The 16,566-nt window shown below is 52.2% G+C and carries 20 protein-coding genes; 15 read left to right on the top strand and 5 right to left on the bottom strand.

Translation table 11 applies throughout. From position 1 onward, the window contains the following. Positions 1-137: 137 nt before the first annotated feature. The 3 genes from ACO0LD_RS21155 (at position 138) to ACO0LD_RS21145 (ending at position 3,402) form a co-directional block, all read left to right on the top strand. Complete coding sequence (locus ACO0LD_RS21155; protein WP_423010156.1) at positions 138-1,007, top strand: DUF1700 domain-containing protein; 870 nt, start codon at positions 138-140, stop codon at positions 1,005-1,007. 77 nt (positions 1,008-1,084) lie between these two features. After that, entirely contained in the window at positions 1,085-1,888 is an 804-nt protein-coding gene (locus ACO0LD_RS21150) for a head GIN domain-containing protein (RefSeq protein WP_423010155.1), read from the top strand. Positions 1,889-2,379: 491 nt separating this feature from the next. After that, positions 2,380-3,402, top strand: a complete 1,023-nt coding sequence (locus ACO0LD_RS21145; protein WP_423010154.1) for a substrate-binding domain-containing protein — start codon at positions 2,380-2,382, stop codon at positions 3,400-3,402. Positions 3,403-3,575: 173 nt separating this feature from the next. Here ACO0LD_RS21145 and ACO0LD_RS21140 read toward each other — a convergent pair whose 3' ends face one another. Continuing rightward, positions 3,576-4,742: a diguanylate cyclase domain-containing protein gene (locus ACO0LD_RS21140; protein ID WP_423010153.1), complete on the bottom strand. Its 1,167-nt coding sequence runs from the start codon at positions 4,740-4,742 to the stop codon at positions 3,576-3,578. A 122-nt stretch (positions 4,743-4,864) separates the two neighbouring features. On the opposite strand from ACO0LD_RS21140, the gene ACO0LD_RS21135 reads away from it, so the two are divergent. From ACO0LD_RS21135 to ACO0LD_RS21100, 8 genes are all read left to right on the top strand, one after another. Beyond that, positions 4,865-6,133 (top strand): TIGR03862 family flavoprotein, encoded by a 1,269-nt coding sequence (locus ACO0LD_RS21135; RefSeq protein WP_423010152.1) that lies wholly within the window; start codon positions 4,865-4,867, stop codon positions 6,131-6,133. A 105-nt stretch (positions 6,134-6,238) separates the two neighbouring features. Further along, on the top strand, positions 6,239-6,565 hold the full coding sequence (locus tag ACO0LD_RS21130; RefSeq protein WP_423010151.1) for a hypothetical protein: 327 nt from the start codon (positions 6,239-6,241) through the stop codon (positions 6,563-6,565). Positions 6,566-6,647: 82 nt separating this feature from the next. Next, positions 6,648-7,139 carry a YbaK/EbsC family protein gene (locus ACO0LD_RS21125; RefSeq protein ID WP_423010150.1) on the top strand — a complete coding sequence of 164 codons (492 nt, stop codon included), beginning with the start codon at positions 6,648-6,650 and terminating at the stop codon, positions 7,137-7,139. Beyond that, positions 7,136-7,351 carry a DUF1289 domain-containing protein gene (locus tag ACO0LD_RS21120; protein WP_423010149.1) on the top strand — a complete coding sequence of 72 codons (216 nt, stop codon included), beginning with the start codon at positions 7,136-7,138 and terminating at the stop codon, positions 7,349-7,351. Before ACO0LD_RS21125 ends, ACO0LD_RS21120 begins: the two co-directional genes overlap by 4 nt. Positions 7,352-7,375: 24 nt before the next feature. Further along, positions 7,376-8,014 carry a 2-hydroxychromene-2-carboxylate isomerase gene (locus tag ACO0LD_RS21115; protein WP_423010148.1) on the top strand — a complete coding sequence of 213 codons (639 nt, stop codon included), beginning with the start codon at positions 7,376-7,378 and terminating at the stop codon, positions 8,012-8,014. Continuing rightward, on the top strand, positions 8,011-8,919 hold the full coding sequence (locus ACO0LD_RS21110) for an MBL fold metallo-hydrolase (protein WP_423010147.1): 909 nt from the start codon (positions 8,011-8,013) through the stop codon (positions 8,917-8,919). The genes ACO0LD_RS21115 and ACO0LD_RS21110 overlap by 4 nt, the downstream gene beginning before the upstream one ends. A 49-nt stretch (positions 8,920-8,968) precedes the next feature. After that, positions 8,969-9,346, top strand: a complete 378-nt coding sequence (locus tag ACO0LD_RS21105; RefSeq protein WP_423010146.1) for a VOC family protein — start codon at positions 8,969-8,971, stop codon at positions 9,344-9,346. 3 nt (positions 9,347-9,349) lie between these two features. Next, the gene (locus ACO0LD_RS21100; RefSeq protein ID WP_423010145.1) at positions 9,350-9,877 is read left to right on the top strand and encodes a GNAT family N-acetyltransferase; all 528 of its coding nucleotides are present in this window, start codon (positions 9,350-9,352) and stop codon (positions 9,875-9,877) included. Between the two features lie 21 nt (positions 9,878-9,898). On the opposite strand, the gene ACO0LD_RS21095 is transcribed toward ACO0LD_RS21100, so the two are convergent. The 3 genes from ACO0LD_RS21095 to ACO0LD_RS21085 are packed head-to-tail and all read right to left on the bottom strand — an operon-like array spanning position 9,899 to position 11,075. Continuing rightward, positions 9,899-10,285, bottom strand: coding sequence for a DUF488 domain-containing protein (locus ACO0LD_RS21095; RefSeq protein WP_423010144.1), 387 nt, complete (start codon positions 10,283-10,285; stop codon positions 9,899-9,901). A gap of 10 nt (positions 10,286-10,295) precedes the next feature. After that, positions 10,296-10,742: a thioesterase family protein gene (locus tag ACO0LD_RS21090; RefSeq protein ID WP_423010143.1), complete on the bottom strand. Its 447-nt coding sequence runs from the start codon at positions 10,740-10,742 to the stop codon at positions 10,296-10,298. A gap of 27 nt (positions 10,743-10,769) precedes the next feature. Then, positions 10,770-11,075, bottom strand: coding sequence for a putative quinol monooxygenase (locus tag ACO0LD_RS21085; RefSeq protein WP_423010142.1), 306 nt, complete (start codon positions 11,073-11,075; stop codon positions 10,770-10,772). Between the two features lie 188 nt (positions 11,076-11,263). Between ACO0LD_RS21085 and ACO0LD_RS21080 the strand changes: the two genes are divergently transcribed. Next, positions 11,264-12,223, top strand: coding sequence for a GlxA family transcriptional regulator (locus tag ACO0LD_RS21080; RefSeq protein ID WP_423010141.1), 960 nt, complete (start codon positions 11,264-11,266; stop codon positions 12,221-12,223). A gap of 662 nt (positions 12,224-12,885) precedes the next feature. On the opposite strand, the gene ACO0LD_RS21075 is transcribed toward ACO0LD_RS21080, so the two are convergent. Next, the gene (locus ACO0LD_RS21075; RefSeq protein ID WP_423010140.1) at positions 12,886-13,740 is read right to left on the bottom strand and encodes an enoyl-CoA hydratase-related protein; all 855 of its coding nucleotides are present in this window, start codon (positions 13,738-13,740) and stop codon (positions 12,886-12,888) included. Positions 13,741-13,834: 94 nt separating this feature from the next. Here ACO0LD_RS21075 and ACO0LD_RS21070 point away from each other — a divergent pair, with 94 nt between their 5' ends. The 3 genes from ACO0LD_RS21070 (at position 13,835) to ACO0LD_RS21060 (ending at position 16,564) form a co-directional block, all read left to right on the top strand. After that, the gene (locus ACO0LD_RS21070) at positions 13,835-14,833 is read left to right on the top strand and encodes an NAD(P)H-dependent flavin oxidoreductase (protein ID WP_423010139.1); all 999 of its coding nucleotides are present in this window, start codon (positions 13,835-13,837) and stop codon (positions 14,831-14,833) included. Between the two features lie 26 nt (positions 14,834-14,859). Further along, the gene (locus ACO0LD_RS21065; RefSeq protein ID WP_423010138.1) at positions 14,860-15,162 is read left to right on the top strand and encodes a DUF1330 domain-containing protein; all 303 of its coding nucleotides are present in this window, start codon (positions 14,860-14,862) and stop codon (positions 15,160-15,162) included. Between the two features lie 289 nt (positions 15,163-15,451). Continuing rightward, complete coding sequence (locus ACO0LD_RS21060; protein ID WP_423010137.1) at positions 15,452-16,564, top strand: carbonic anhydrase; 1,113 nt, start codon at positions 15,452-15,454, stop codon at positions 16,562-16,564. Positions 16,565-16,566 lie beyond the last annotated feature (2 nt).

The following is a 16,566-nucleotide window of genomic DNA, read 5'->3' as shown; positions in this document are numbered from 1 at the left end:
GCTGCAGTAGACGGCTGCGGACTATCCTCAGGTTTAGCAGTTTATCCCCAGAAATTTGCGCACTGTCGCATGTCGGTGGCTTCGCCGCTTTGCTTTGCTTATTCTGAACATACCAAATTCAAGAACGGGAGACGGCAATGAACAAGACTGCATATATGAACGCGCTGCGCCAGGCTCTGGATGGCTTGCCCGCCAGTGTTATTGAAGACACTATGTGGGAATATGAGCGCAAGTTTGTTGATGCCATGGTCGCGGGCAAATCGGAAGAAGAAATTGCTGCGGGCTTGCCCAAACCAGAACTGCTGGCGGCGCAAAAGAAAGCCAGCACACGTTATGAAGCATTAAAAACAAATTTCAGCCTGGGTAATGTCGCCGGTTTGCTGGTGGCCCTGATAGGCCTGATGATCTTCAATCTGTTCATGCTGATCCCTGCCGTGGTCTACTTCAGCCTCTTGAGTTCTGCTTATATAGTCGCAATGGTGATGTATGTGGCAGGCATAGGTATTACTGCTGCCAGCATCTCCGGGGTCGAACAGTTCAGCGTTGATATACCCGCTGGCAGACACCATGTACATAATCACAATGATAATCATCGTATGCATAAGCATAATGTCAGGGTTGACGTGACTGAAACAGGTATCCTGATCGATGGTGAAAAGCAGGATGGCAATGGCGAGGCAGCTACCGTGCTTGCGTCATCTTCTGCCTCATCTTCTGTATCATCTGCGGCGTCATCTGCTACTTCAGCTGTGGCGGCCTCTGCAGCCTCTGCAGCGTCCACTCCTGCCGCCACACGTACAGTAAGGACAGAAACCCAGACAGAAAAACTGCATATAGAGGTTGGTAATCACTTTTCTGGCACCAAATTATTCACAGGACTGGGTTTGCTGCTGGGTTCCATCGCCTTGATGATGTTAAGTATGTTCATGACCAAATATACCTTCATCGGCTTTAAACATTATTTACGCTGGAACTTGTCGCAGCTGCAACTTGGTCATGCAGCCTGATAAGTCAGCACAAAGTAGTTTGCAGCTTTTTAGTTTCACTTAGTTTTTTTGGTTTCATTTAGCTTCAGGAGAAAAAAATGAAAAACATCATACGCACAGGCATAGGCATGTTGGGTCTGGCCGTGGTTTTGACAGCATCCAGCGTGGTCTTCATCAGGGCCCATGCCAGCAATGTCGTCAGCGCTGGCTCGGCTGCCAGTGAAGTTCGCCCCGTCACGGCATCCATCGTCAATGTCATCCTCAGCGGCCCTATCGATCTGGCGCTGAAACAGGCCGCCACGCCAGAGTTGCTGGTCAAGGGGGATGCCAAGCTGGTGTCAAGGGTGACTACCAGGCTGGAAGGTAATACCCTGTACGTAGGCACACGCGGGATTTATATCTCGGTAGGGAAAACCGAGCAAAGCAGGATAGAACTGAGTTTACCTAACCTGGAAAAACTGCAGACTTCCGGCAGTGGTGATGCCGTCATCAAAGGCTTTAAAGGCAATAAACTCGAAGTAAGCTTGCACGGATCTGGCAATATCAACCTGGACGGCGAGTATCAGCAGGTATTTGCCAGCCTGAATGGCAGTGGTGACCTGAACCTGGGTTTGGGTAATAGTGATTTGCTGGAACTCACTTCCAACGGCTCTGGTGACAGCATCGTCAAAGGCCAGGTTAAAAATTTCAATGTCAAAATATCGGGCTCAGGCGATTTGAAAGCATCTGCATTGAAAAGCGCGGTGGTCAATCTGAATTCCACCGGTTCGTCCAGCAGCAAGGTATTTGCCAGCCAGGAAATCAAACTCAAGGTCACAGGTAGTGGCGATGTCCATGTCATAGGTAATCCGGCAAAAAGGAATGTAGAACGCCAGGGTTCGGCAGATGTACATTGGGAGTAAGCGGGCCAAAATATGATATTCAAGCGGCATTCAAGCGATATTCACACAAAATTCACATGAAATCGCCCGAAATCATCCGATAAGCACGTGATTTGAACCCCGATGAACCCAAATTGGTGCAGTTTGAACTGTTGTTAATTGGTTCGTCATAGTAGGTGTTGTTAAAAAGAATGAAATTTTCCACAGGAAATTTTTACTTGTGGAAAATTTTATTCTTTATATCAATCATTTTTGTGCTTAATATTCGACGCTGGCCCCTTGGTACGGAAACTCTATTTACTTGACGCATTTTTCTGCAATAATCATTGCGCAGTTGTAAGTATTTGTTTCAATCGAAAAAATTAAAGTTTGTATGTGCCGTATGTGCGTATACAGGTTTTCTTTACCAACCTGACCTGCCAAGAATCATGACTGCTACCAAAAGTAAGTGCTTGACCGCGTTATTTGTTGTGTTCAGCTTTATCAGTGCTGCTGCCGCACAAGAAAATCCCATGCAGTTTCTCAGCCGCGCCAACGCCAAAGTGGCCAGAGCTGCGTCTCTCAAGAATCGCTGGGAAGGCCCGGTTGATGGACCTGCACTACATAAGAAAAAGAAAATCATCTTTATTGCTGCAGACATGAGTGATGCAGGCGTCAGTGGTGTCTTCAACAGTGTGCGCGAAGCCAGTACCAGCGCCGGCTGGGAAGTCTTGCCCATCAACTGCCGTGGCCGTTGTAATCAGGGGGCATTGATTATCAGCCAGGCACTGGATATGAAAGCCGATGGCATCATACTGGCAGGTGTGGATGTCACAAGTCAGAGCAAGGGCATGGCGGCGGCAGCCAAGGCCAAGGTACCCGTGGTTGGCTGGCATGCGTCGGTCAAGAGTGGCCCGACTGACGGCTTGTTTACCAACATCGGCACCAACCCCAAAGAGGTCGGGCAACTGGCCGCCTTGTATACCGTGGTCGATTCCAATAACAAAGCTGGTATCGTGGTATTTACCGATTCCAGCAATCCTTATCTGCTGGCCAAATCCACTGCCATCGTTGAGACCATACGTCAGTGTGAAGGTTGCAAATTACTGAGCCTGGAAGACGTACCCCTGGCAGAAGCGCATATCAAGATGAAGGCCGTAGTCGAAAGCCTGGTCAAGCGTCATGGTGCCAAGTGGACGCATGTCATCGGTGTCAATGATTTCTATTTTGATTTGCTGGAAGTGCCAACTACCGCAACCCTGATCGCGAGTAACAAGCTGGTTGCCGTGTCTGCAGGTGATGGTTCGCCTACTGCCTATAAACGCATACGTGCCAATAGCCTGCAAACTGCGACTGTGCCTGAGCCTTTGTCCATGCATGCATGGCAAATCGTGGATGAACTGAATCGCGCCTTTTCTTCTGCCGAGCATAGCAACTATGTGAGTGCCTTGCATTTGGTGACGGCGCAGAATATTGCGTATGACGGTGGGCAAAAGAATATGTTTGAGCCGGCGAACGATTTCCGGACTCACTACCAAAAGTTCTGGTCAAAATAGAAATGCTGATTAAGCTACTGCGCGGCGCGATTTTGAGTCTGCGATGCTCATCGTACTAAAGTACGATTGCGCTTCTTAACTCAAACTAGCGTCGCTCGCTACGCTTACTCAGCATTTCTGGTGTAGTCGTTTTTGAAGATTAAAAAGCCGGCTCGATGCCGGCTTTTGTTTTTTTATGCTCTTTGGGTTACTGCAGCCAGGATATTTTCTGGGACTGATTTGTCGATGTACATGCGTTGGTCGGCGGTTTGCATTAGTTTGTCGGCGCTGCGGCCGTCGGTGGGGAAGAGGGCGCTGCCCAGGGCGGCTTCGATTTCTACGCTGTGGCCTTGTATGATGCAGGGGCCTTCCAGCATTTTCTTCAGGCGCAGCAGGGTGCTGTCGAGCTGGGATTCCTGGTTGACGCCGAAGGTCAGGGCGACGAATTCATCACCGCCTATGCGGCCCACGAAATCGGCGTGGCGGCAAAAACTCTTTAAGCGCTTCGCAACTTCCTTGAGCAATAAATCCCCGGCCTGATGGCCAAAGCGGTCATTGACTGACTTGAAATGATTCAGATCAATCAGGATAAAGCCAAAACCCTGCTGGTTGCGGCTACTCTGGGCGATGGCTTTGTCCAGCGTTTCATCGACATGACGGCGGTTTGGCAAGCCGGTAAGGGCGTCTTCCCTGGCCATTTCCAGTATGCTTTTCTGGGCGCGCAGATTGCAACTGACACTGACGCCATAAGTCCAGCCCAGCAAGCACAGCACCACGATCAGATAGATAAAGTTCAGCAGCGGGTGCCTGGCCAGTTCAGCATTGTTATTCGAAATAAAAGCCAGATGCCAGCGCATAATAAAACCTACCGCCATGATGATGAGGGAAATTGCCCCTATGCAGGCCGCCAGCAAGTCCAGGTCGCGGGTTTTCCAGATCAGGATAAAAGCCGTACTCAGCATCAGGCTGGCTGCGATAACATCATGGAACAGATATCGGCGTATCATGTCGTCCCGGTTGATGAAAGCCAGCAAGACAAAGGCCGGGATCAGCACCAGACCCCAGCGCCAGCGCATCTGGGAGGGATAACCGCGAAAACGCAGGGTGCCTTCCAGCATCAGCAGTGTGGTGGTCAGGGTCAGAGAATTGTTAAAGGCGACGATCAAAGACATAGGGATGTCGATGATATTGATCAGGCGTATCAGTAAAAAGGCCGGTGCGATCATGGACGCAGCGGCAGCCCAGACGCCGGTGCCGGGTATGTCACGGTTGATATGCCAAACCGCCAGCATGACCAGCATGGAAATCACGCTGATACAAGCAACCACTAAGTCTAGCGTAGCACGATCCAGATTGACCATAGGGGGACCTGGTTGTAACTTCTGGTGAATTCAGGCAGAAACCAATAGCTTTGTTTGCATGCAAGCGGCAGCGAAGCAGTACATGCAAAACCATATTATGACGCAAACTTATGCAAACATACGTGACTAAAACACATCATCAGCAGACTGACAGTGTAGCCATTATTGGCGGTGGCCCAGCCGGCTTGATGGTGGCAGAAACCCTGGCCCTGCGAGGTATCACTGTTGATGTGTATGATGCCATGCCTTCGGTAGGACGCAAGTTTTTAATGGCAGGCAAGGGGGGGATGAACCTCACACATTCTGAAAATTCTGTCTCTTTCATGACACGGTATGCTGAACGCGAGGCACAACTGGCACCCATGATAGGACAGTTTGACGCCACTGCCCTGCGTGCATGGGTCAACGACCTGGGTATCGACACCTATGTCGGCAGCTCTGGCCGCGTGTTCCCGGTTGATATGAAGGCTGCTCCTTTATTGCGTGCCTGGCTCCATCGCCTGCGCCAGCAAGGTGTGCGTTTCCATATGCGGCATCGCTGGCTGGGCTGGGATGAGCAAGGTCAATTACGCTTTGCCACGCCAGATGGCGAAGTCTGCCTGCCCGCACGGGCGCAGGTATTCGCCCTTGGCGGTGGTAGCTGGGCCAAGTTGGGCTCTGATGGTGCATGGGTGAACTTGCTCAGACAACGTGGCCTGGATGTTGCAGACTTGCAGCCAGCCAATTGTGGCTTTGATCTGGACTGGAGCACATTTTTCAAAGACAAGTTTGCCGGTCAGCCCATATTGACAGTTGCTGCGAGGGTGCAGGGTGGTACTCAACCCATGCGCAAGGGACAGTTTGTTATCACCTCAACGGGTGTTGAAGGCAGCCTGATTTATGCATTGTCTGCTGCACTGCGTCAGCAATTGCAAAGCCAGGGCAAGGCGGTGCTGGAACTGGATCTGCTGCCAGATACGCCCATGGAAAAAGTACTGGCTGAACTGGAACACCCACGTGGTTCACGCTCTTTGTCCAGCCACCTGAAAACTCGCCTGGGTCTGGATGCGCTCAAGACCAGTTTGCTGCATGAATGCCTGGATAAAACAGACTTTGCGCAAGCAAGCGTACTAGCGCATGCCATCAAGGCTTTGCCTGTGGTATTGCAGGCGACCAGACCCATAGATGAAGCCATCAGCAGTGCCGGTGGACTGCGCTTTGAAGGCCTGGATGAAAACCTGATGGCTGTGCAGCATCCCGGCCTGTTTTTTGCCGGTGAAATGCTGGACTGGGAAGCACCGACAGGCGGCTATTTGTTGACAGCCTGTTTCGCTACCGCCAGGGTTGCGGCGAGCGGCGTCGCCAACTGGCTGGCGCAGAATTCCAGAGAGTTGAAAATGAGTTCAACATGAGTTGAAATAGTTTCTGCTGAGAAGCGCAGAAGTCGGTACAATAATAATTTCCGCGCTGCATCATTTTATTCTGTCTATGAATTTGCATTTCAGGTATTTGTCCGTATGAGTGATTCCCGCAACGCTGCGCGCGCCAACGTTACGTGGCGCGGTGCTATACAGGTGCTCCCTGGCCAGATCGTGCCCGCCAAGATAATCAACTTTACTTCGGGCAGCATACAAATGCAGTGCAGCGCTGTCCTCAAAGAAAAGCAGACTTATCAGATGATGATGGAAGTCCCTAAACCAGGCGACGCCTCTCAGCGTACCCAGGTAGTCTGCAAGGCAACCTGTATTTATTCCATCTTGAGTGGCAATGAGTATCGCGCTGCCATGAAATATTTTGAAGTACCGGCGCAGCATGCCGCCCTACTGGCTGAATGGCACGGTTAGAACTTGCCGGGTAAATAGGTGTAATGAGCATACAGACTTTGCTTATGATATAAACAGGCTTTGTCTTATTTGTCTGCGCATCATGTCCAAAGATACTGCCTTACCCGAAACCGCCCAGCGCGTTGCACTATTGCTGCACAGCCTGGGGCATGATCAAACTGTCGTCATGTTGCCGGAATCCGGCAAAACTTCTGCCGAGGCCGCTGCCGGTCTGGGTTGCCAGGTGGCAGAAATCGCCAAATCCATCGTCTTCCGTCGCTTGCTTGATGATGCTGCTGTCATGGTTGTTGCCAGCGGTATCAACCGCGTTGATGAAAGCAAGGTCGCTGCCATCGTCGGCCCTTTGGGCAAGGCGGACGCCCGCTTCGTCAAAGAAAAAATTGGCTATGCCATAGGCGGGGTTTGCCCTATCGGTCATCTGCAAAAAACCGTCATGCTGATAGATGAAGATTTGCTGCAATACGCCCATGTGTGGGCTGCTGCCGGTCATCCTCACGCCGTTTTCAAACTGACGCCGGCGCAATTGAAAACCATGACAGGTGCACCTGTTGCTGACGTGGCTTTGCGCGCATGAATATCCTGTATGAATTTGACCCCGCCCAGTTTGTCATGAAACCTGGAGCAACCGTACCCTCACCCTGCGTCAATATTTGCCGCATGGATGACAAGACTGGCCTGTGCACGGGCTGCTATCGCAACATCGATGAAATCATTTGCTGGAGCAAGGCAGACAACCACAAGAAGCTGGAAATCTGGGATTTGGTACAGCAAAGAATGCTGCCTTGAGTATTTGAGGAAGAAGGATAATTAATGAAACAACTGGACTGGTATTTCGATTTTATTTCTCCCTTTGCTTATTTGCAGAGTGAAATGCTGGGGCGTTTGCAAGGTGTAGCGCAAATCAATTACCGTCCGGTTTTATTCGCTGGTCTGCTTAATCACTGGGACAACAAAGGCCCGGCAGAAATTGCACCCAAGCGGCTATGGACCTTCGAGCATTGCGCCTGGCTGGCACACAAACATGGCATTCCTTTGCGCATGCTGCCCGAGCATCCTTTCAACCCCCTGCCTTTATTGCGCCTGTGTCTGGCTCTTGGCAGCACTGAAGCTGCCGTGCACAGACTATTTCGCTTTGTCTGGCGCGATGGTCATATACCTGCGCAGACAGAACACTGGCAAGCCTTGCTTGACGAGTTGCAAGTGACACCAGCCATGCTGGATGACGCCGCTGTCAAAGATGCGCTAAAACGCAATGGTGAACTGGCCATTGCCGCCCGCGTGTTTGGCGTGCCAACGGCGGTAGTCGATGGTCGCTGCTTCTGGGGACTGGATGGCACTGACATGTTGCAAGCTTACCTGCAAGGCGATGCCTTCTTCGTATCGGCAGAATTAGCTGCTGCACAAACCATGCCCTATGGCCAGCAGCGCAAAGTCGTAGGTAAGACATGATGCAACTACCCGCCAGCATGCAAGTCTTTGAACGGGGCTGGTTGTCCTCGAACAACATCCTGTTCATCGATGAACAACAGACGGCTCTGGTTGATAGCGGCTACCTGAGCCATGCACCGCAGACTGTAGCATTGATGCAGCAAGCTCTGGGTGGCCGCAAACTCGATTTGCTGGTGAATACCCATCTGCACTCTGATCATTGTGGTGGTAATGCCAGCCTGCAGCGCTTGTATGGCTGCCGCACCCTGATCCCGGTGGCTGACACAGCTGCAGTCGCAGTCTGGGATGAAGAGGCCTTGACTTATGCCGCCACTGGTCAACGTTGCGAGCGCTTCAGTTTTGATGCGGCGATACAACATGGCGATGAGTTGCAACTGGGCGGCATGCACTGGCAGGTATTGTCTGCACCCGGCCATGATCCACATTCCATGATCTTGCATTGTACACAGGAAGGCATACTGATCTCTGCCGATGCCTTGTGGGAAAATGGCTTTGGCATTATTTTCCCTGAGCTTGAAGGCGAATCCGGTTTTGCCGAGCAAGCCGTCATCCTGCAAGTCATACGCCAACTCCAGCCACGCATCGTCATTCCCGGCCATGGCCCGGCGTTTAGCGATGTAGACGCAGCCTTGGCGCGTGCCGAGTCCCGCCTCGCTTATCTGCAAGCTGACCCGCGACGCAATGCCCGCAATGCCGTCAAGGTCATGCTGGCCTTCATTTTGCTGGAATTGCGCCAGCTCAGCCTGGACCAGGCCCTGAGCCAGCTTGGCAAGACCCGCTGTTTTATTTCGTCAGCACGTGTGCTGGAGTTGAGTGCCGATGTCCTGATACCGCAAATTGCTGCAGAACTGGTTGCTGCCGGTGCCGCTACACTGAACGCTGATGTGCTGACCAGTACCCGCTAGCAAAACAGCTTCCATATCGACGACCTTAATTTATCTCAGGAATAAAAAAATGCTGCATCACATCTCCCTGGGCGTACGCGATCTGACATTGGCGGGCGCATTTTATGATGCTGTCCTTGGTGCTTTAGGCTTTCGCCGCGTGTTTGAAGACGACACTGCCATAGGCTATGGTTTGCATGACGATCAAGATATCCTGTGCCTGAAATTAAGACCGGATGCCAACCCACCTGGCCCAGGTTTTCATCTGGCCTTTACCGCAGTGACGCGCACAGCAGTTGACCAGTTTCATCGGGCAGCGCTAGCCATAGGCGGCAACGACAATGGCGCGCCGGGTTTGCGCCCTGACTATGGAACTTATTACTACGCTGCATTTTTAGTTGATCCTGATGGTCACCACATAGAAGCAGTGACCAAGGTCACAGAATAAAATATGAGTATAAGTGTGCAGATACGGCCCGCTACGCAAGCTGATGCACTTTGCCTGAGTGTGCTGGCGACCCAGGTTTTTCTTGATACTTATGCTACGACAGGTATACGCCCCGCCATAGCCAGGGAAGTGCTGCATGCTTTTTCGGTGTCTGTCATCGCTGGTTTGCTGGAACACAATGAGACGTTCCTTCATGTTGCCGAGCGTGATGGGCACTTGCTTGGATTTTCTCAAATCACAATAGGAACCAGGCAGGAATTAGTCATTGCCCAGCATCCTGCCGAACTCGACAGACTCTATGTGCAAGAGCCTTTTACCCGCATGGGCCTGGGCAGCCAGCTTTTACATGTAGCTGAAACCAGCGCAACTCGGCATGGCGCCGATGTGATGTGGCTGACCCCCTGGGTACATAATGCCAGGGCATTGCAGTTTTATGCCAGGAAGGGATATGCAGACATCGGCAGCACGAGCTTTCTCATGGATGGTGAGGCGCATGAGAATCGTCTGTTGCGCAAGCAGCTTGGCCAGTAATCTAAGTGATGGACGGATACTCTATTTGATATCCGCACCACGCTCAGTCAATAACTGCCTGAGTATGGAGCGATGGCAGCGGCTCTCATCTTCGCAATAACAACCCACAGAAAAATTCGTCGTCTTTGACATCGCCGCCAGCAAGTCCAATACCTTGCTGGCATCTGTTTCATTCATCTCTGCCTTGAAGCTGCGGGTAAAGCTGGTCCATTCGGCAGGCGTGCTGACCGCCTTGCCTTTCGCCATCAAATCTGCACTCGGTGACAAATTCGGTAACCAGACATCGTAATAATTGCGGCTGGCAAATTCTGCTTTGGGTACCCCTCGCGGTGGTCGCCTTACCGTGCCTATGCGCAAGCCTTCATCTGTTGCGCGTCCTGTTCCCAACTGGACTATGCGTATACTCATGTTGTCCTCTTCAGTTAGCCTGTGAACTGTCCGGCAAAATCACAAAGTCTTCCGCACGAGTAGTTTGCCGCATCGCTTCCAATAGTTTATCGGGTGGCGTCATCAGCTTGCGCGCATTCAGGTCCAGCCAACCTACCAGCGAAGTGACACGTGCTGCCAGTTTGCCCTTGTTGAAAAATTCATTGCGTATCTTCAGTCGTCTGCCGTCGTCCGACAAACCAGCCAAACTTAGGGTGACCGTGACTTCGTCAAGCAAATGGAATTCACGGAAGTATTCAATTTCATCTTTCATGACGACCGGGCCTATGCGCAAACGCATGAATTCGGCCATGGGGAAACCGCAGTCAGCAAAATACATCATGCGTACATCGGCAGATTTATCGAGATAAGCGGTGTTGCGCATATGGGAATTGAAATCCATATCGCCCCAGCCTGCTATCAAGGTTTTTTCGTACATGCGGTTTCTCCTTGCTTGAGTTTATGCTTATCTTGCCAGATTTTTCAGGCCTAAAACCTCGATTTTTTCTATGCTGGGTGGACCGGTAAACAATTCCTCAGACTTCGCCATCAATGCCTGGGCGATAGGTCCTTGCAAATGTGCCTGCCGGCCTGCTTCATTCTCAAACGCATCGAAAACACCAAATACGTTGTCAGATAATTGCAGGGCAAACCAGATAGGTGTCGTGCTTTCCTGATTAGCCAGGGCCAGGCCCATTTCCAAGAAGGCGGCGACATCGGCGGCTTTGCCGGATTTGGCTTCAAAACGGGCGTACAGGGCGTGCTTGATCATGATTTATCTCCATGTGCTTGAATCTATACTTGCATCGCAGGATTGCGATGAAGAGAGACTTTACAGATCAAAGGACTTGCGTGATACTGGCGCGATTGACATCTTTGGTATGAATATTGCCAATGAATTTGCCATGAGCGTGCCATGAGTTTGCCATAACCCTTCCGTGAATTTTCCATGAATCTGCCATGAACATCAACATCCTCGCCCTTGATGGCGTTTTTGATACCGGCCTGTCCATCGTCCTCGATGCCCTGACGACAGCGAATGAATTGTCGGGCATGCAGGCCAACCCGGCACCGCCCTTTAAAATTTCATTGGTAGGCATGCGGCGGCGTGTACAGACCGCGCAAGGCATGAGTGTGCCGGTATTGCGTGCTGATGAAGTGCCTGCGCCTGATATGGTCATCGTCCCTGCACTGGGTTACAAGATGCCGGATACTTTGACTCAGGCGCTGGTACGCTCTGACGTGAAAGACGCGAGTATCGCCTTGCGTGACTGGGCGGGTGATGGCGTGCGTATTGCCGCTGCCTGCATAGGCACTTTCGTACTGGCAGAAAGCGGTGTGCTCAACGAGCGGGACGCGACTACCACCTGGTGGCTCAATCCCCTGTTTCGCCAGCGTTATCCATCAGTGCGCCTGAACACCAGCCACATGATCGTCCAGTCCGGCCAGTTCCTGACTGCAGGTGCAGCCTTCAGCCATATGGACATGATGCTGTGGCTGATACGGCAGAGCAACCCAGAGCTGGCGAATCTGGTGGCCAGCTACCTGGTGGTTGATAGCCGTCCTTCACAGACGGCTTACATCATTTCTGACCACCTGGCGCATGCTGATCCCATGGTGGAACGCTTCGACCGCTGGGCGCGCAGTCATCTGGACCAGGGCTTTAATCTGAATGATGCAGCCGATGCAATGGCGACCAGCAAGCGTACGCTGGCACGGCGTATTCACGAAGTCCTGGGCAAGACACCGGTATCGTATGTGCAGGATTTGCGCATAGAGAAAGCGGTGCATTTGTTGAAGACTTCCAATCATAGTGTGGAGCAGATTGCGGGCTTGGTGGGGTATGCGGATGGGGTGACGTTGCGGACTTTGTTGAGGCGGAGGTTGGGGAAGGGAATACGGGAGATCAGGGTAGGATAATACGGTTTTTAATCGCGTCGGCGACAGGTAACCGAGCTAACGATACTTTGAAGTACGCACAATCTAATTTACGTCATTCCTGCGTGTTTTTGGCAGGAATCTAGCGGCGTTCGTAGCATGCCATATCGCGTGTTGAATGCCGTACTTTGACTAAAACGATTGCCCTTCGTGGATGCAAGCCGGGTCTCGGCCCGGCAGCCGAAATACTTTCTTTGCGTCGCCAAAGAACGTATTCAAAGAAAGGCGACCCAGGCATAGCCGCCCCTGCGGGGTTCCCATTTGTGCAGTACAAAAAATGGGAAATGCCCGAAACTCGCTTCCCTTGCAGGGCGCACAATCGCTTGCAAGCGATTGCCGTTACGCTGGCGAGATGCATGCATCTCGAAACCCCAGCTACACCTCAAACAGCGGTCCTTCTTTTTCCATTTTCTGTACAGCACAAACGGCGCCTACACATGGGAACTGCAAAAGTCAAAAGCAACCCCAACGTCAAAAGCAACATAACCGTTTGCGTAGGTTGGGCCGGGCCTCGCTAGGCTACGCTTCATCAGCCCAACATTGGGCCTGGAATTAACGTAAATATTTATTGAGTTTTGTTCCAATCATTTCAAATTACTACTGAAATTTATGACCTTGCTTGAGGGTATTCAAACTACCACCACCTACTTCAAATGATAAGCCGCCTCAGAAAACGAACTAACCGGTGCCAGATCCGCATACTCCGTAGCCCTACCCTGCTGCTTCGCCATGAAAGCCTCCATGAGGTTACTGCTTTGCCAGATGCCGGATTGTAGCCAGCCCATTTGTTGCAGGGCGTCGTGGGTGCTGTGGTCGCGGGCGTAGTGGATGGCTTGTTTGCTGCCCCAGATGGCGATCGGGGGTTTTTCGGCGATTTCTGTGGCCATTTGCAGGGCGGCTGCCAGCATGTTTTCCTGGGTATCAAATACCTCATTGAGCAAGCCAACTGCCAGCGCACGTTGTGCTGGCAGGCGGCGGCCGGTGTAGGCCATTTCGTGGACTATGCCTTCGGGGATGAGCTTGGGCAGGCGTTGCAAAGTACCCAGGTCGGCGGTCATGCCTATGTTGATTTCCTGTATGCAGAAAAAAGCATCGCTGCTGGCCAGGCGTATGTCACTGGCGCAGATCATGTCGACACCGCCGCCTATGCAGCCACCGTGGATGGCGGTGATGACGGGCATGCGCAGGGATTCGATGAGGTTGAAGGCATGCTGCATGTCCTTCAACGCCAGGGCAATATTGGCGCGGCCAACGGCGCTGGCGTCGTCGAGTGTGATACCACCACCGGCAAATACATCCAGCGCCATGCCAGCGGTGAAATGCTTGCCGGTAGAAGAGATGATGAGTACACGGGCATTCGCCTGGTTTTGCAGGTTTTGCAAAATATCTGTCAGCTCGCGGAAAAACACGGGTTGCATGGTGTTCAACGTGGCCGGACGGTTCAGGCGCAGGTGGGCGATTTTATTACTGATACTGAAGTCAAAACATTGATAAGTCATGGTGTCTCCACAGGAATTTTATTAGCACGGTAAAATCATACTGGATATGTACGTCCATCAAGCATTCTATGCTCACCGTTAGAGGATACCGACTATGGCTCTCGATTCGCCCGCATCAAGTTCAGTTTCACGCCTGCCATCAGCTTTGCAGCACCTTAGCCTGCCGGTCATAGGTTCACCCCTGTTCATTGCCAGCGGCCCCAAACTGGTGGCGGCGCAATGCAAGGCAGGCATAGTCGGGTCTTTCCCTGCCCTGAATGCCAGGCCTGCCGAGTTGCTGGATGTCTGGCTGACAGAATTGCAGGCCGAGCTGGCAGCGCATCAGGAAGCCCATCCAGATGCCTTGATAGGCCCGATCGCGGTTAACCAGATCGTCCATCAATCCAATGACAGGCTGGCGCATGATGTCGAGGTGTGCGTCAAGCATCAGATACCCATCATCATTTCTTCCCTGCGTGCGCCACCGCCAGAAATGCTGGATGCGATACACAGCTACGGCGGCATCGTCATGCATGATGTGATTTCGATACGCCACGCTCAAAAAGCGCTAGAGGCCGGAGTCGATGGCCTGATCCTGGTGGCAGCCGGTGCTGGCGGTCATGCTGGTGGCTTGTCGCCGTTTGCCCTGGTCGGTGAAGTACGGCGCTTCTTTGATGGACCAATCGCCCTGTCAGGCTCTATTGCGACTGGTGATGCAGTGCTGGCAGCACAGGCCATGGGTGCCGATTTTGCTTACATAGGCTCACGCTGGCTGGCGACTGTTGAATCGAATGTGGATGATGATTATCGCCAGGCCATTCTCGATTCAGCGGCGGCGGATATTGTCTACACCAATCTGTTCACTGGCGTACACGGCAATTACCTCAAAAAGTCCATCGTCGCTGCTGGCCTTGACCCTGACAACTTGCCGGTGGCTGACAAGAGCGCGATGAATTTTGGTTCTGGCGGCGGCAGCAAGGCCAAGGCCTGGCGTGATATCTGGGGTGCAGGTCAGGGTGTAGGTATGATGAACGATGTACTGACCGTGGCGGAAGTGGTAGCACGTTTGAAATTGGAATACGCTGCGGCTAAAGCTCGCTTATTGTCATTGTAATTAACTAAATAATTGTCAGGAATATCATGAGTAAAGCTTATGTCGTTGCAGAAATCCAGGTCACCAATGCGGATGCATATGCCGATTACCGGCCACTGGCGACGGCCAGCGTAGAGCAGTATGGCGGGCAATTCCTGGTGCGCGGTGGTACACGGGTGCAAAAAGAGGGCAGGGATGATGCCCATAATGAAGGCTGGCGTTCGGTGCTTGTTGAATTCCCCAGCCTGCAACAGGCGCAGCTATGGTATGACTCGGTTGAATATGCCAAGGCCATGGAAATCCGCCATGCCAATTCCATAGGCCGTTTGTTCATTGTTGAAGGGGTGTAAGCGGAGATAGCGGCAGCCTGAGAACCTGTTTCCGATCTTAAGCGCGAGCGCAATCGGAGTCTGCGCGGGGCTCATGCGCTGCTCAAAATGCTCACGTACTAAAGTACATTCCGCTTTTTGCGCGGCGTTTTTTGTTACCCCCGACCCCGCTGACGCTCGCTCGCTACAGATCGTAAACAGGTTCTGAGGGCGAAAAAACCACACATTGCTCTCAGGATTCAAGTTTGCAAAGAGACTTGCCGTAACTAAGGTATCTCTCTGCAAACCGATATCCTAAATTCACTCCACTATGCGCCGCTCTCTCGCCTTGCTGCTCCCCATGTTGTTGGCCTTGTCCGCTCAGGCGAATGATCCGCCACCATCCAAACCTATCAAAGCGGCATCGGCAAAAGAAGAGGCGTCCAGCTCTGCTTCGGCATCAGCCTCGGCGTCTGCACCAGCCAAAGAAGAGCGCAAGCCCGCTTCCAAGGAAAGCAAGGAGTCCGCCAAAGAGGCCGCTATTCGTGCCAAAGAAGCACTGGCTGCTGATGAACTGGCTGCACGCATAGCCGAGCGCCTCAGTGTTATCCGCAAGGACAAGGATGATGCAGCAGCGCGTAGCGGGCCCAAACCCGTCATGCGGCCATCTTATGCGCCGCCAATACGCAGACCCGAAACGGTTAAAGTAAAGAGTGACCATGGCACCAATAGTGCGGCAGCGGCGGGTGGCTTGGCCGCCAGCCATGCCGATATACACTGGAGTTACCAGGGCGAGGGCGGTCCTTTGAACTGGGGCAAGCTTAATACTGCCAATGCCAAATGTGATGTCGGCGAAAGACAGTCGCCTATCGATATCCGCGATGGTATCAAGGTGGACCTGGACCCTATTGCCTTTGACTATAAGCCCAGCCGTTTCACTGTCGTCGACAATGGCCACACCATACAAGTCAATATTGGTGCGGGTAACTATATCAATGTGCTGGGCCACAATTATGAGCTGGTGCAATTCCATTTCCATAAGCCATCTGAAGAACGTGTGAATGGCAAGAGCTTTGAAATGGTCGCCCACCTGGTGCACAAGGATGCTGATGGCAAACTGGCCGTGGTGGCCGTTTTGATAGAACGCGGCAAGTCGCATAGCCTGGTGCAGCATGTCTGGAATAACCTGCCGCTGGAAAAAAATGATCCGGTGCAGGCCTTGACGACCATGGACATGAACGACATCCTGCCCGTCAAGCGTGATTACTATACCTACATGGGTTCGCTGACGACGCCACCTTGCAGCGAAGGTGTGTTGTGGCTGGTCATGAAAGAGCCGGTAGAAATTTCACCAGATCAGTTGACGATATTCAGCCGCCTGTATCCCATGAATGCGCGACCCATACAAAAAAACTCTGGTCGTCTGATCAAGGAATCAAATTAAGT

Source organism: Undibacterium sp. Ji83W (assembly GCF_049340385.1).
Lineage (GTDB): Bacteria > Pseudomonadota > Gammaproteobacteria > Burkholderiales > Burkholderiaceae_D > Undibacterium.
The sequence above is the reverse complement of the archived record's forward strand: the minus strand, read 5'-3'. Positions and strand labels throughout refer to the sequence as shown.

Bases quoted from the DNA above. Each gene is read 5' to 3' on its own strand.
- ACO0LD_RS21075 (WP_423010140.1), bottom strand. From the start codon at position 13,740: ATGACTTATCAATGTTTTGACTTCAGTATCAGTAATAAAATCGCCCAC.
- ACO0LD_RS21155 (WP_423010156.1), top strand. From the start codon at position 138: ATGAACAAGACTGCATATATGAACGCGCTGCGCCAGGCTCTGGATGGC.
- ACO0LD_RS21120 (WP_423010149.1), top strand. From the start codon at position 7,136: ATGAATATCCTGTATGAATTTGACCCCGCCCAGTTTGTCATGAAACCT.
- ACO0LD_RS21085 (WP_423010142.1), bottom strand. From the start codon at position 11,075: ATGATCAAGCACGCCCTGTACGCCCGTTTTGAAGCCAAATCCGGCAAA.
- ACO0LD_RS21060 (WP_423010137.1), top strand. From the start codon at position 15,452: ATGCGCCGCTCTCTCGCCTTGCTGCTCCCCATGTTGTTGGCCTTGTCC.
- ACO0LD_RS21125 (WP_423010150.1), top strand. From the start codon at position 6,648: ATGTCCAAAGATACTGCCTTACCCGAAACCGCCCAGCGCGTTGCACTA.
- ACO0LD_RS21115 (WP_423010148.1), top strand. From the start codon at position 7,376: ATGAAACAACTGGACTGGTATTTCGATTTTATTTCTCCCTTTGCTTAT.
- ACO0LD_RS21145 (WP_423010154.1), top strand. From the start codon at position 2,380: ATGCAGTTTCTCAGCCGCGCCAACGCCAAAGTGGCCAGAGCTGCGTCT.
- ACO0LD_RS21130 (WP_423010151.1), top strand. From the start codon at position 6,239: ATGAGTGATTCCCGCAACGCTGCGCGCGCCAACGTTACGTGGCGCGGT.
- ACO0LD_RS21105 (WP_423010146.1), top strand. From the start codon at position 8,969: ATGCTGCATCACATCTCCCTGGGCGTACGCGATCTGACATTGGCGGGC.
- ACO0LD_RS21065 (WP_423010138.1), top strand. From the start codon at position 14,860: ATGAGTAAAGCTTATGTCGTTGCAGAAATCCAGGTCACCAATGCGGAT.
- ACO0LD_RS21070 (WP_423010139.1), top strand. From the start codon at position 13,835: ATGGCTCTCGATTCGCCCGCATCAAGTTCAGTTTCACGCCTGCCATCA.
- ACO0LD_RS21140 (WP_423010153.1), bottom strand. From the start codon at position 4,742: ATGGTCAATCTGGATCGTGCTACGCTAGACTTAGTGGTTGCTTGTATC.
- ACO0LD_RS21110 (WP_423010147.1), top strand. From the start codon at position 8,011: ATGATGCAACTACCCGCCAGCATGCAAGTCTTTGAACGGGGCTGGTTG.
- ACO0LD_RS21090 (WP_423010143.1), bottom strand. From the start codon at position 10,742: ATGTACGAAAAAACCTTGATAGCAGGCTGGGGCGATATGGATTTCAAT.
- ACO0LD_RS21100 (WP_423010145.1), top strand. From the start codon at position 9,350: ATGAGTATAAGTGTGCAGATACGGCCCGCTACGCAAGCTGATGCACTT.
- ACO0LD_RS21150 (WP_423010155.1), top strand. From the start codon at position 1,085: ATGAAAAACATCATACGCACAGGCATAGGCATGTTGGGTCTGGCCGTG.
- ACO0LD_RS21095 (WP_423010144.1), bottom strand. From the start codon at position 10,285: ATGAGTATACGCATAGTCCAGTTGGGAACAGGACGCGCAACAGATGAA.
- ACO0LD_RS21080 (WP_423010141.1), top strand. From the start codon at position 11,264: ATGAACATCAACATCCTCGCCCTTGATGGCGTTTTTGATACCGGCCTG.